Below are 13,959 nucleotides of genomic sequence, written 5' to 3'. Positions count from 1 at the left end.
GTGCACAGGTATTTCAGCCTTATTCGCTGCCCTTTACGCATCTTCTCAAAGTCAGCCCCACTCACATATACCCTGTTGCCAGTTCTTATCTCACGATAATCACTCCTTGAGGGGTGCTTCAATGCCCTTGCAACAAGTGTTTTTGATTTGCCATTCTTCCCATTCTTCAGTATCATCTCCACCGGTCTGTGTACAAAGAAGTACCTCATGGCACGAACGTCCACAATCTTCCTGTTCTCCGCATACAGGTTCTTCATGCTCACTGCGATATCGTTCTGAGAAACGCCCATAGAAATAAAGAACTTCCGAATCGCCTCGGGTTGAAATCCACGTCTGCGTAGTGCCCTCAATGTTGGCAACCTCGGGTCGTCCCAGCCATCATATTCACCACGCTCTATGCCCTTCCTCAGTTCTGAGGTGCTGAATTTGCCAAACTCGTGTACCCTTATCTTGCCCCAGAGTGTTGTTACTGGATATTGCCAGCCGAGATAGTCATAGAGGAATCGTTGCCGCTTCTCTGATTTCATAAGGTCTTTGCCCCTCAATATATGCGTTATACCAAGTAGATGGTCTTCTATCCCGGATTCAAAATCCAGCGTGGGCCACACAATGTATCGCATGCCAACGCGTGGATGCTCCCGCTTCAATATCCTGAATGCAACCCAATCTCTTAAAGCCGGGTCTTCATTAGCCATATCTGTCTTTATCCTCAGTACCGCTTCCTTCTCTTCATAAAAGCCACTCAGCATCCTATCCCAGTTCTCCATGTTCGTCTCAACGTCCGCAGTGCGATGTGGACATGCTCGCATTCGTTCTTTATAAACTTTGAACTCTTCCTGCGTGCAGAGGCACACGTATGCCATCCCTCGCTCTATTAGCTCTTTACCATACCGGTAATACAAATCCATACGCTCCGATGCCACAATCACTTCATCTGGCGTGGCATCAAGCCATTCACAGTCTTCAATGTACCACTCATAAGCCTCTAGCATCGGTCGCTTCAACAGCGGGTCGGTATCGTCAAACCGGAGAATAAACTTGCCTTTGTACATCTTCGCATATTCGGAATTGATAACTATGCCGCGGGCACTGCCAAGCGTGGCTGCACCATTCGGATTGGGTGCGAAGCGCATAACAACATTCTTATCATGACCGCTCAGGGGCAGTTCCGGTAGTTTTGTCTCCTCTCTGCTTTCTCTCTTTGTGGTCACACTCACGCTCGTGCCCGCCATCTCCGGTGCTATAAGCCTCAATTCCGCATTCCACTCCTCTAACCCCTTCGATTCTATATCCCTTATCTCATCTACTACCAATTTGGCAACCTTTTGCGCATCCTTCCTCAATTCCGGGTGCTCACCGAGAAACCTCTTCAATACCGCATCTACCCGCGGCGGTTTACCATATCTCACCGCATTCTCCAATGCATATCTCCTTATCTCTTCCCTCATCCTTTATATCTCTATATCCTACAATTTATCCAGGTTGGTGTTTTTTGGTGCTGCGTTTACGTTTATCTATACAAGACAAGATGAATTATGAATTGTAAATGTATTGAATTGTAATGTAATAATGAGAGTGAAGGTGAGAGTGAGAGGGGGTAGGATATGGAGAGCGAGGTGAAGATCGGATTAGAATGTCATGCACAGCTTCTCACCAGATCGAAACTATTCTGTCCTTGCTCTACCGATTATCATAATGCAGAACCGAATACGCATGTGTGTGCGGTCTGTCTGGGTTTACCCGGTGCTTTGCCCACTGTGAATGGGCAAGCAATAAGGTATGGTATAAAAGTAGGACTCGCACTGGGCTGTGAAGTGCAGCCGAGGATAATCTTCTACCGCAAGAACTATTACTATCCTGACCTCCCACGTGGATTTCAGATAACGCAATATGATTTCCCTATCGCACTCAACGGCATGGTGCGAATAGAGAGCGATGGCGAGGAGCGAGAGATAAGGATAAGAAGGGTGCATATCGAAGAGGATCCCGGCAGGCTGGTATATAAGGGCACGATAGATACCGCGAAGTATGCGCTCGTTGACTACAACCGCTCCGGGATACCGCTGGTGGAGATAGTAACCGAGCCTGACCTCCGGTCACCGAAAGAAGCGCGGATATTTCTCAATAAGTTGAGGAGTATTCTGGAGTACCTGGGTGTATTTAATGGGGACCTGGAGGGTGCAATGCGCGTTGATGCCAATATATCAGTGGCAGGTGGTGAGCGAGCGGAGGTCAAGAACATATCATCATATAAAGGTGTAGAACGTGCATTGTCATTCGAGATAACGAGACAGAAGAATTTATTACGCCGGGGTTTGAAAGTCAAACAGGAGACACGCCACTACGATGAAGTGCGTGGTATAACAATTTCGATGCGAACGAAGGAATTTGAAGAGGATTATCGCTACTTCCCTGAGCCCGATCTCGTACCCATTCGTATCGCCGAGTCCGTGTTAGACCTGAAGGCGGAGATACCTGAGTTGCCTGATGAGAAGAGGAAGAGGTTCATAACACAATATTCAATAACACCAGAGCATGCAACTGCACTCACGTATGATAAGCATATAGCGGATTTTTATGAGGCTGTGGCATCGAGGATAGACCCGAGATTGAGTGCCACATGGATTGCAGATGTTCTGAAAGGAGAATTGAATTATCGGTCTATAACAATGCGTGAAGCTGAAAAGAGACTCTCACCTGATGATTTCGTCGCTATCTTACGATATTTAAAGCAAGGAATAATCACAGAACGAGGTGCAACAGTGTTGATAAGGGAGATGCTCGATAGGGGTGGCAAGCCGGATGCGATAATAAAGAGTAAGAAGCTGGCAACCATCAGCCCGGCAGAGATAGAGGTAGCAATAGATGCAGTGATAAAGGATAACAAAAATGCAGTCGCAGATTATCTCGCTGGAAAGAATGAGGCGTTGAACTTCCTCGTCGGACAGGTGATGAAGTATACACGCGGGCGGGCGGAGCCGAAGGAGGTTCGTATAAGACTCATGGATAAAGCTCAAGCCTATGGCTCACGAAGCGATGCGCGGTAGTCGCGGTTGAGATTAAAATTATGCGTACAACTAACTACTACTTTTACTTTTACTTTGACTTTGCAAATGTGATAGAATGAGAGTGCACACAGTCAGCGAACTGGAGAAACGTCTGGGTATCTGGTTTTACGCTACTCGAACTGCCGGAATCGGTGGTATCATAAAGCAAAAGCCCTCTGACTTCATTGTTCGTGAGGTCACCAATCGCGAGGAGGGTGATACCGGTAGATTCCTGATTCTTGAGCTCAAAAAGGATAACTGGGACACCCACAGTGTGATAAGAGAGCTCTCAAGGCGATTGGGTATTAGCAGAAAACGAATTGGATTCGCAGGCACCAAGGATAAATTCGCCGTTACCACACAGAAGATCAGTATCAGCGGCATTGAGGATGATGATCTCGCTCATATAAGACTGAAAGATGTGACATTGCGGATAATAGGGCGTTCAAATAAGCCTGTATCGCTCGGTGACCTCTATGGTAATGAGTTTGAGATTACTATTCGTGGTCTAAAGGGCAGTGAGGACGAGATATTACAGAGGATAAATTCCATCTCGGCTGAGATAGACGCTATGGGTGGGATACCAAACTTCTTCGGCGTTCAACGATTCGGCATCAACCGTCCAATAACGCATATTGTCGGTGAAAGGCTGATAAGGGGCGATGTAAAGGGTGCGGTTATGACATATCTCGCATATATCACGCCAGATGAGAGTGAGAGTGAAGAGGTGAGAGAAGCGAGGCAGCTATGCCAAGAGGGCAATTTTAAAGAGTGCTTGAAGCGAATGCCACTTCGTTACGAGCGAGCTATATTGAACGAGCTGGTGAAAGCGAAGAAGAGCACGGAACAGTTGAGTGAATCCGATTATATCGCTGCCTTTAATGCATTACCCGTGAACTTGCAGAAGCTTTTCATACATGCCTATCAGGCTTATCTCTTCAATCTCGTCTTGAGTAAGCGCATGAGCTTGAGTCTGAGTTTGAGTTTAAACTTGAACATGAATCGGCAGCAGCCATTCAATACGGCTCTCGTCGGTGATATTGTCTGCTATCGCAATGAACATGGATTCGCTGATCCGGCTAAGCTGGAGCGCGTGACAGAGGAGAAGGTGGATGCGATTAATCGGCTGATAAAACGAGGTAGAGCTTTTGTAACCGCGCCGGTATTTGGCTTCGCGACCGAGTTGGGAGCGGGTTTGGAAGGCGAAATAGAGCGTGAAGTTCTGGCTGCTGAGGGTATTGAACTCTCTGATTTCAAGCTCAATGTACTGCCAGCATTGAGTTCCAGGGGAACAAGGAGACCAATCATAGTACCTGTGAAGGTTAACTGCAAAGAGCTCAGCGATGACGAGATGAATCCCGGCTGCAAGCGAGTGAAATTGAATTTCTTCCTGCCAAAGGGCTCTTATGCCACTGTTGTATTGCGTGAATATATGAAGATGAAATGAAGATATGATTTTTATATATCTTTCTGCTTATCTTTATCGTAAACCAAAAATGGCGAAGAAGCTGGCAACTGTTGATGTTAACAAATGTATTGGTTGTATGGAATGCATGTTTGCATGTTCGCGGCGCGTGGGCAAGGGCGGATTTAAGGATTCGGCAATAAGAGTGAAGTCAGCAGGAGGTATAGAGCGGGGTTTTGTTATCGTCGTCTGTCGTGCATGTGAGAACCCGCCGTGTGCAAAAGTATGCTCCACGGGCGCGTTAAGTGCGAGGAAAGAAGGGGGCGGGGTGGTATTCCACGACTATAAATGCATAGGCTGCGGACTTTGTGCACAATCATGCATTCTGGGCGCCATATTCTGGGATAACGATAAGAATAAGCCTATTGTCTGTCGATACTGTGGCGAATGTGCCGATTATTGTGTGCATAACGCTATCAGCCTGGTTGAGGCAGATACTAATTAACTCAGATGACAGCGAAGGATAGGGATGAGATAAGATTTCTTGGTACCGCGGGTGCAAGGTTCGTCATGATAACCCAGTTCCGGTCTTCGGCTGGTACTGTTCTCTCTTTAAAGGGTACGAATATCCTTATAGACCCTGGTCCCGGTACATTGGTGCGATTTGCAACAACAAAGCCGAAGATCAATCCTGCTAAGCTCCGTGGCATCATCCTGACTCATAAGCACTTAGACCATTCAAATGATGTGAATGTGATGATAGAAGCGATGACAGAGGGAGGATTCAAGCCCAGGGGGATACTGCTTTGTCCCAGGGATGCAATTACAAATGGTGGTGATGCAGTTGTCCTGGATTATTACAAAAAGCTTCTGCAAAGAATCGAAGTGATGAGAGAGGGTGGGATTTATTCCATCGGTAAGCTGGAGATAAACACCCCGAAGAGGCATGTTCATGGCGTTGAGACCTATGGACTGAACATAAAAGAGAGGGGGGAGACAAGGACAAAGGTCTCTTTTATCTCCGATACACTTTATTTCCCGAGCCTGGAGGATCATTATGATGGTCAGGTGCTCGTGATGAACGTAGCGATGTACAGGAGGAGGGAGGGTGTACAGCATCTCTGTGTGGAAGATGCGAGGCGGATAATAGAGATAAGGAGACCAAAGGTGGCGATTCTCACACATTTCGGCATGACGATGCTGAGAAATAAGCCCTGGGAGATAGCGAAGCGGATAAGCGAGGAGACGGGTGTGGAAGTAATAGCGGCGCGCGATGGCATGAAATTCGACCTTGGGCAACTCCCACTCTAATCGTGCAAAATCAGAAGCTATTCTTATTATGCTTTTAAATTTTAAATTTTAAATATGTTTAGGCTATAAAGGAAGTATAGAAATGAAAGGGCGAAGTATATCAGTAATATTAGTAATGCTGATTTCGTTATTGCTTCTTGCTTCTTCCGTCTCTGTTGTAGCGGCTGTGAAAGCAGTGATTGTCTCTGATGTTCGTGGTTTTAATGATTATGTGCCTGCAAGTAGCACTCTTACCCGGGGGAGCACGCTTAAAGTGTATACGGAGATGAAGAACGTGAATTATGATGGATTTGTGGCTGTCAAGTTCTTCTTCGTCATTGAGGATCCACGGGATCATGTGGTCTCTATGGAGTATAAGGAAGTGACCCGAAGGGACTATGATCGTGGTGCCTACGTTGTGTATACAAAGAAAATACCTTCATGGTGGCTGTATGGCAATTATAAATTGAGGATATTCGCGTATAATCGTCTGGACAAGGCGAGGGTAGATGAACTGGAGCGGATGGTGGAGGTGACAGGTACGCTGAAGAGCATATTCAATAATGAAGATGAATTTGATGATCTGCGCGACTTCTTTGAGACCAGTAGTGATGCAGACGATTTAGACGATTTAGGAGCATTGAAATCCATATCCGATTCTTTAGAGGAGATGACAAGTATCTGGTTTTCCGTACGCCCGCATGTGAGTAAAGAAGAGAGGGAAAAGCCGATTACAGCTCCGATTGCTACTCCGTTAGCTATGCTCAGTGGTACAAAGTTCCAGGTGATAGACATGTGGGTAGACAAATTTGCAGTGAAGCCGAACGAGTCCGTGAAGGTATCGGTTACTGTGAGGAATGCAGGAGAGAGAGGAACGGGAAAAATTGCACTGGTGATAAATGGAGAGAAAGAAGCAGAAACTTCTGTCACCTTAGACCACATGGAATCGAAGACGTTTCATTTCTACGTGACCAAAAAGGTTCCTGGTACCTATAAGATTACTATCCCCGGGACAAGTATCATCAGGTTCCTGTATGTTGAAGAGTGCAGCGAAGTGCAGCCGTCGATGACGATGCAGGATTCCTCTGCGGGGAAGATAAGTCTAAGTCTTCTTGGTGGTGTGAATAAATGGCTGTGGGGCATCTTCACATCCACAGCCACAGGTGATGAAGAAAGATTATACAACAAAAAAGTACTCATATCTTCCGTTTTTGATATAACCACTCACCAGATAAGTCTGATCAAGATACTCTCTTCTTTTATCTCTTGAATTGAATAAAAAAAGGAAGGGGGGAGGGAGAGAAAGAACGGTCTACTACTTCACTTCAGACCATGTATCTGAGATATCTCCCCGACATGGCAAACTGTGCAGTCCTTACCCCTTGAAAGATGTATATTCACAAGATTCCCTTTGCTCGGCTTTAATGGCTCAGGATAGCCGTGACATTCCTCACAGGTCGTACCTCCTGGTCCTTTCTTCGGTATCGTCGGTATCTTGCCATGGCATACTATACATCCAACTGTTGAGGGATGAACAGTATGCACAGTGGCATTCTTACGACCATGACAGCCACTCGCAAGATTCGACTTGCCTGCATAGTCAAAACAGCCAGGTTTACCATTCACCAGCAGTCCACCTTCCACATGAGCTTTCAAATTCGCTGTTGATTCCCTCTTATGACACATATCGCAACTCGTCTTCACCTGAGGTTGTGGTTTTACTTCCACTGGTGTTGATGCAGGCGTCACCTTTGGTGTTACTTTTGGTGTCACTGTAGGTGTTGCCTCTGGCGGCGGCGTCACTTCTGGTTTCTGCACACAGCCTGCCATTACTCCTATTAAAGCCAGAGCAATAATAGCCACTACCAACTTCTTCATTTTACACCACGTTATCCGTATTCTCTCTTTGCTATTAAAAACTTTTCGATTTTTGTTTTTGCTTTACCCGTTATTATAGTACCTGAAGTATAATGTTTCTTTGGTAAAGCTTTCTTTTTGAAAGAAAGGTTTTTTATTCCTATCCGGCGTTAACCATGATGTTCCCTATCTCTCGCTCGTAAGTATCTTTTAAATACGCCATCGTGCCACAGACTATCCGGTTCAGCGCATATAAGAAGATGATGGCATAGAGTATGCATGAAATGAAGAATAAAGAGATTATACTGCTCCTCTCTGCCTCCAATTCTTTCAACTCGGATATGGTGTCTCGGTATAGAAAAGACTCACCTGCCAGCCTGTATTTATCCGATGCCCTCTCAAAGTATCTCGCTGCGGTTTCATAACTGGCGGAGAAAGTATCATAATTATAAGGGTTCAGGAGCAGATATCTGTTCCAGAGTCTGACGAGGTCTCTCTCTCTGCTATCTGAGATGATACCCTCTGCCCTTATGCGGAGGTCTGTTGCATCACTAACCAGTTCATCATGCCAGTCCATCATCTTGGACTTCTCATAGATGCATTCCTGCCTCTTCTGTCGCTCATTGAGCAGTCCATAGAGTGTAGCAGCATGTTGATAGCACAACGCGGATTCAAGCACATTCTCATCCTCTTTTAACCTGCTTATATCATCCCTGGCATGCTCTACTGCTTTCTTTACACTCCATGCACGTAACTCAAGCATCTTCGCTTCTTCTCTCGCTACCTCCCGGGTTGTCCTGTCCGCGCTGGCTGCGATCTCGGTTGCATACCCAAAGATGCGGTCATTATTCAGTAATGAATTCGAGTCGATGGTGGATGTGGAGACCGAAGCAGCCAATAAGTTCTCAACTGCATGGTCATAATCTCTGTTAGCACTATGCATAATACTGTTGTTCAAAGCATCTAATAAGGATAGTGTTGCTCTTATCAACACGGGTATTTTACGCCAGTCCTCCACTCCTATCTCGCTACGCTCTATATCCTGCAGCAGTTCTGTCCCATTTGATATTATATATTCCGATGAGGGATAGCTTCGATGCAACTGGCTTTCTCTGAATGCATCCAGGTATTTAATCATCTCAGGGATATTCAGGGGCACGATCTTCGCTCTTATCTGTACTCGCTTGGCACTTATCTCACGCGCACTGAGATAATACGTCCAGGAATAGTGCTTAGGTACCGCTTCCAGTCCCGGCTGTATCACAATAGTGATGTTCCTCGATTCTCCGGGTGGAATCAGTGCGAAATCATGCCTATCCTTTAACCAGTTGCTGTATTCACCCTCTGTTGAGAGCCGCAAGTTCCTGACGGGCTTATAGCGATAGTACTCAGTAAGTGTGAGATTCAGTCTTCGCTGCTCATATCCCCGGTCCTTCAGTTGTAAGGAGCCAAAGTCTATAGAGAGTGGCGGATATGAGAAATAGGGCGAAGAGGACGAGATGTTGAAATCCACTGGCCATATCACCACTACACTTATGACCACATCAGCCTTACCCGCCTTGCCAGCGTCTAAATGTAATATACCTTTATAGGTGCCTTCAGGTGCATCGTATGGTGCAGTAATATGGAGTTTGAGTTTTTTGGTATCCCTCCCGGCGACAGTAACCTTACTGGGTGCATCCACATGAATATAGCCACCTAAGGGTGGTGGGCGGGTGACCCTTACTGTCATGGGTTCATCGCCTTCGTTCTTTATTGCCAGATAGGTATACCTATGATACTCCATGACGGTTCCCCGTGGCTTATCGAACTTGAGATTCAACTTTTTCGCGTGTGCTACTTCACCGAGCTTCGCCGGTCTCATTATCCGGGCTTCGATTGTTATTGTAGCGGGTTCTACGTACCGGCTACCACTTCTAATGCTAAACTTCCACGTATATCTGTTATCGCGTCTACTGTAATCAGGTGGTCCAGGCGTGAGTGTGAATCTAATATGTTTATCTTGGGATGATGAGACGGTGATACCACTGCTCGGGGATGGTTTAACCCAGTCATTCTCGCCCGAAATTCGTGTTATTGTCACATCACTCAGGGTTTTGTACCCGTACTCTTCACTTAAAGTAATCTCTTTTGATACAGTGCTGGTGCTGGCAACCTCACCAAAATCAATAGGATATTGCGATGTAGACACTGTAATCTTCGCACAGTAGATTATATTGACGGTGATACTGGTCTCGGTATCAGTATCGGTTTTTATATGGACAGTGTATGAACCTTCCTCTGCGCTTTTATCTGCTTCAATTGTGGTTTGACGTGATTCGCCACTGTTGAGCGTAAATTCACGCGGTGTAATAATAATGTAATCATAACTTGGTATGATACTCACATTGGTTGCGTTTTCACCGGTATTGGTTATTGTTACAGTCCTGTCTGCTGTGAATGTATCCTTTGTGGGAGAATCGAAAAATATGTTCACAGTAGAAGGAGTTACTGAAATAGCAGATGATGCACCGGCGCATTCTATTGTGGATGTAGTAATTATCATCATCATACCTGCGCATATCAGAAGTGCAATAGTAATCATCCGATTTTTTCCTTTCATTATTTTATCCTACCATCATCCTGTCCTTATTCCTTCCCCTTATCCTATTACTCAATGAGCTCCTCACCCAGCATCGTGTCATCCAGCTCGCCATGCCATCTCATGAACTTCATCCATAGGATACCGGTAATTAGAGATAGGGCAATGAGATATAATGCAACGACCTCAAGTGTATCGAGCATCAATCTGCGGTAAACAGCTTCTATCTCTGTTTCCCTTACCTTCACGTTCTCCAGCTCTTTATCTTTATGCTTCTCATATAACTCCTTCGCTTGCTCGAACGAATCGCGTGCTTTTATTATCTGCATGAATGCAGCGCCGAAGAATGCAGAACGGGAGTTCATGGCTTTGTGCAGGTGTAGTTCTGAGGCGTTTATATACTCCTTAGCTCGATTCATATCCCTGTTATATATACGCTCATCGCGCCTCGCCTCGAACTCCATTCGCGTGGCGTCGCTGGGCATCCCTCCCAATGCATATGCGTTTGAACTTATATATTCGTATTCGATCTTCAATCTTGTCTCCCCCGTGTTAGCCGCGATATTCTGAAAGAAGAACCCCTCTTTTCGGTAAAAACGCTTAAGTGCGAGTTCTAAAAGCATGGGTATCCCCTCTCTTTCCGGTGTCTCGTATCTCCTCAACTCATATATAGAATTGTTGATCGCTTCTGCTTTCCTGATGGCTCCTATATGATATGATGGCTCTTCATTCTCGCTCAGGGCAGTCATTGCTTCAAAGTCATTGATAATCTCAATGAGGATGTTCACCCAGTTTCTGGTCTTCGCGGTCACTTCATAGCCAGGCATGCCCTGAATCACTGCCTGTGTCTTCGCCTTTGCAAGCGCCAGCTCGCCGTAATTATTAAATAACTCCGTTTTATCCATTGATATTATATCGCGTAGCAAACTCCTCTTTAACTCGTCCGAGCCTGCTACCGGTAGCGTATAACCCAGCAGCAGTATGGATATAAGCATAAGCATGAGCATAAGCCTGGACATCATTATAGCTATGCTGCCACTTTTCATCTCAATATTTATGGTATATGCAATAAGATTTTAAAGGTATTAAACGGTATGGCATACTTCTTCATAGGAATAGGGTCTTCAGGAACTGCAATACTCAACTCAGTGCTGGAGTATAAAGAGATAAGGCGGGATAAACCGATTGTAATCAGGTTAAGGAGTGATAAAGAGTGGAATAAGGCGAGAATAAGTCGAGAAAAGGGAGCTGATTTCGCTTTTGTGATCTCAGAACTCGATGACGGTGATGAGATATCCCGGGCAGCGGCAATGCTATCAGAGAGTGGTATAAAAACGCTGTTTGTTGGTGTTCTGCCTGCGATGCGGCGTCAGAAGAGCGAGAACTTAATAAAAGCGTTCTATACACTGGAGAAGCTGAAAGAATATATCAATAGCTTCATAATTGTTGATAACCAGAGGATAGCGCATCTTCCAAACTTCGAACGGTATTATCCACGTTATAACCGATATATAGCATCGTGTATCGTGGACATCCTGGCGGGAGTGAGAGATAAAACAGCGGCAATGAATATAGACAGACTATTAAGCATTATCTCGTTCAGTGACGAGCCGGGCTATGCAGCACTATCAAGGGCTTCTGAGCTCACGAAGGGACTTGCTGGCTATATCCTGCCATTTCTGAGCCATAAACCGCTCGACCTCCGAACCCTCATTCGGGTATCCATGGAGAAGCTAAGCATCGCAGAAGCCCCGCTAAGCAGCGAACGGGGTATTACATTCCTGCGTGTTCCTGAGTATTATGTCAGGGAAGAGCGAGTGGATAAGGAACTGGTGGAGGAGTTCATGCTTATGTATACAAAGGAATGCTATCTGGCAGTCTGTACCACAAAGCGGAATATAGCAGCGATAACAAATCTCTTCGTTTACAGGTTCGAGCAGTTGAAACGACTGCGAGAGCTAAGGGGGCTTGCACATGAAACGATATAGTATAACTGTAAGTATACTGGTACCACTGGCATTCTTAGCTTTGATTGCTATTGCTATCTTCATATTATTCAATACCGGCTCTGACCTCGCAATCACCATCATCCTGATCTTCATCCCTGCTATGATCGGTGTCTCGTTCCTTGTGCGATACCTTGTCGCAGTAAGGAAGAGGAGTGTGAGGGAACAGGTAATGGAGCGGGACATCCGGGCAATTGCAAACCGATATATGGAGGAGATGCGAATATTGCGTGATTTCGAAGAGAAGTATCGGATAAGTACAAAGGAGTTCAGAACAGATCTGGAGAAAGTGAAAGGCGGCTTATCAGAACTCGGATGTAAGATAACCGGGCAGTTGAGGATGAACAGTGCGCAACTGAGAAGAGTGGTCTTTGCTGATGTTGAGTGGGTGGATAAGATGCTCCATGAGATAACTGAGCGGCACGAAATGGTGCTCTGCTCGCGATTAAAGGATAGATGCAGTGAGTATTTGATAGCACTGAGAGAGCTCAGGAAAGAGGGTCTGGATATAGGTCCACAAATAGAGCAGATGGAGAAGAAACTGGAGGATATAGGTCTGGATATAGAGAAGGAACTGCTTGAGCTCGCTATGTTCATGAACGAAGTGATCTCCCTCATAGAAGAATCACTGTGGATATGCGTGAAGAGTGCGATGGAGTTAGAAGCGATAGCGCGTGAGCGAGTGAATGCAGATACTGCCAGGGTCAGGACAGATATAAAGCTCGCAGAGCATAGCATAGAGCATGGTAATTACGATAACGCGGTGGAATTATTGAAGAATGTGGTTGTACAGTTGAGTGCGATGTTGAGTGATGAATTTGAACGTTATAAAGCGGACGTACTCGTACTGGCAGGAGTAGCGGCAGAGATATCGGATGATGCTGAGGTGAAGGAGCTGAAGGATAGGATAGAGGGATGCATGTTGCCGTCACAGATGCCAAAGTTACTGAGCTATGGTAATTCACTGATGAAACTAACAGTAGCATTGCTGGAGAAGCTTTATAAGCAGATATTCGAGCTGGAAACGGAGATACAGGCTGAGAACCCGGGAACAGATGCATACCCTGTGGAATACTGGTCGAGGGATAAGCTAAGCGAGGTAGAGGAATTGAGAGCGATAGCGAAAGAAGAGAGCACTGACGTTTTCGTACGCAAATACAGACTTCTCGCTTCTGATGCTCTTTCGAGGTTGAGCTATGATTCAGAACGGCTAAAGTATATAAGATCAGATTCAGCTCTAAGCTAAGATTGAAGATTGATTATATTCTCAAAAAGGGAGAAACATTTTTTTTATTGTGATTAAAATCAGATAATGTATATAAAAAATGGAACTCCAGAGCATAGCTTTTCTCGTCGTTGCGTCTGTGATGGTTGTGGAAGTAGTGTTGATGTTGATGCGAATGAAAGTGGACAAGATGTTGCTTCTCATGCCCATCATGGGCGTTATATTAGCCGCTTTAGCTTTCGCATTGAATGAATACCGGGAGAAACTTCTATCATCTCTATCAGAATCTGCTCGCTCTGTTGTTATATATGCGATAGTGGCGATGGGCATTGTATTGGGATTGGCGGGCATTGTGATATGGTTAAGGGGCGAGAAGGAAGCGAAGAAGCTGGTAGCTACCGCAAGGAGCATAGATAGTGCAGTTACGAGGATGGAGAGTGAGATAAGAGGCAGCGGGGTGGAGATAGAACACTTCGATGAGGAGATGAGCGACATAAAGAGAAGGATATCAGACTATGAAGCGAGGGAGAAGGAGGTATAGAGGATAG

The 13,959-nt window shown here is 45.6% G+C and carries 12 protein-coding genes; 8 read left to right on the top strand and 4 right to left on the bottom strand.

Going from position 1 to position 13,959, the window contains the following annotated elements; genetic code table 11:
• On the bottom strand, positions 1-1,448 hold a 1,448-nt coding region (locus J7J01_00830; protein ID MCD6209435.1), incomplete at its 3' end, for a glutamate--tRNA ligase.
• 156 nt (positions 1,449-1,604) lie between these two features.
• On the opposite strand from J7J01_00830, the gene gatB reads away from it, so the two are divergent.
• The 5 genes from gatB to J7J01_00805 all read left to right on the top strand — a co-directional run bounded on the left by gatB (position 1,605) and on the right by J7J01_00805 (position 7,012).
• Entirely contained in the window at positions 1,605-3,047 is a 1,443-nt protein-coding gene (gatB, locus tag J7J01_00825; protein MCD6209434.1) for an Asp-tRNA(Asn)/Glu-tRNA(Gln) amidotransferase subunit GatB, read from the top strand.
• Between the two features lie 82 nt (positions 3,048-3,129).
• The gene (gene truD / locus J7J01_00820) at positions 3,130-4,494 is read left to right on the top strand and encodes a tRNA pseudouridine(13) synthase TruD (GenBank protein ID MCD6209433.1); all 1,365 of its coding nucleotides are present in this window, start codon (positions 3,130-3,132) and stop codon (positions 4,492-4,494) included.
• 4 nt (positions 4,495-4,498) lie between these two features.
• A complete protein-coding gene (locus tag J7J01_00815; protein MCD6209432.1) occupies positions 4,499-4,957 on the top strand; it encodes a 4Fe-4S binding protein in 459 nt (152 codons plus the stop codon).
• A 5-nt stretch (positions 4,958-4,962) separates the two neighbouring features.
• A complete protein-coding gene (locus J7J01_00810) occupies positions 4,963-5,763 on the top strand; it encodes an MBL fold metallo-hydrolase (GenBank protein MCD6209431.1) in 801 nt (266 codons plus the stop codon).
• A gap of 82 nt (positions 5,764-5,845) precedes the next feature.
• On the top strand, positions 5,846-7,012 hold the full coding sequence (locus J7J01_00805; GenBank protein MCD6209430.1) for a hypothetical protein: 1,167 nt from the start codon (positions 5,846-5,848) through the stop codon (positions 7,010-7,012).
• Positions 7,013-7,062: 50 nt separating this feature from the next.
• On the opposite strand, the gene J7J01_00800 is transcribed toward J7J01_00805, so the two are convergent.
• The 3 genes from J7J01_00800 to J7J01_00790 all read right to left on the bottom strand — a co-directional run bounded on the left by J7J01_00800 (position 7,063) and on the right by J7J01_00790 (position 11,226).
• Positions 7,063-7,620: a hypothetical protein gene (locus J7J01_00800; GenBank protein ID MCD6209429.1), complete on the bottom strand. Its 558-nt coding sequence runs from the start codon at positions 7,618-7,620 to the stop codon at positions 7,063-7,065.
• A 139-nt stretch (positions 7,621-7,759) separates the two neighbouring features.
• Positions 7,760-10,201, bottom strand: a complete 2,442-nt coding sequence (locus J7J01_00795) for a hypothetical protein (protein ID MCD6209428.1) — start codon at positions 10,199-10,201, stop codon at positions 7,760-7,762.
• 47 nt (positions 10,202-10,248) lie between these two features.
• The gene (locus tag J7J01_00790) at positions 10,249-11,226 is read right to left on the bottom strand and encodes a hypothetical protein (protein ID MCD6209427.1); all 978 of its coding nucleotides are present in this window, start codon (positions 11,224-11,226) and stop codon (positions 10,249-10,251) included.
• A 48-nt stretch (positions 11,227-11,274) separates the two neighbouring features.
• Here J7J01_00790 and J7J01_00785 point away from each other — a divergent pair, with 48 nt between their 5' ends.
• The 3 genes from J7J01_00785 to J7J01_00775 all read left to right on the top strand — a co-directional run bounded on the left by J7J01_00785 (position 11,275) and on the right by J7J01_00775 (position 13,952).
• Complete coding sequence (locus J7J01_00785) at positions 11,275-12,168, top strand: hypothetical protein (GenBank protein ID MCD6209426.1); 894 nt, start codon at positions 11,275-11,277, stop codon at positions 12,166-12,168.
• Entirely contained in the window at positions 12,155-13,432 is a 1,278-nt protein-coding gene (locus tag J7J01_00780; GenBank protein ID MCD6209425.1) for a hypothetical protein, read from the top strand. The genes J7J01_00785 and J7J01_00780 overlap by 14 nt, the downstream gene beginning before the upstream one ends.
• Positions 13,433-13,511: 79 nt before the next feature.
• A complete protein-coding gene (locus J7J01_00775; GenBank protein MCD6209424.1) occupies positions 13,512-13,952 on the top strand; it encodes a hypothetical protein in 441 nt (146 codons plus the stop codon).
• Positions 13,953-13,959: the final 7 nt, after the last annotated feature.

It is taken from the genome of Methanophagales archaeon (assembly GCA_021159465.1).
In the GTDB taxonomy this organism is placed as follows: domain Archaea; phylum Halobacteriota; class Syntropharchaeia; order Alkanophagales; family Methanospirareceae; genus G60ANME1.
This window is presented reverse-complemented; position numbering and strand designations above follow the sequence as displayed.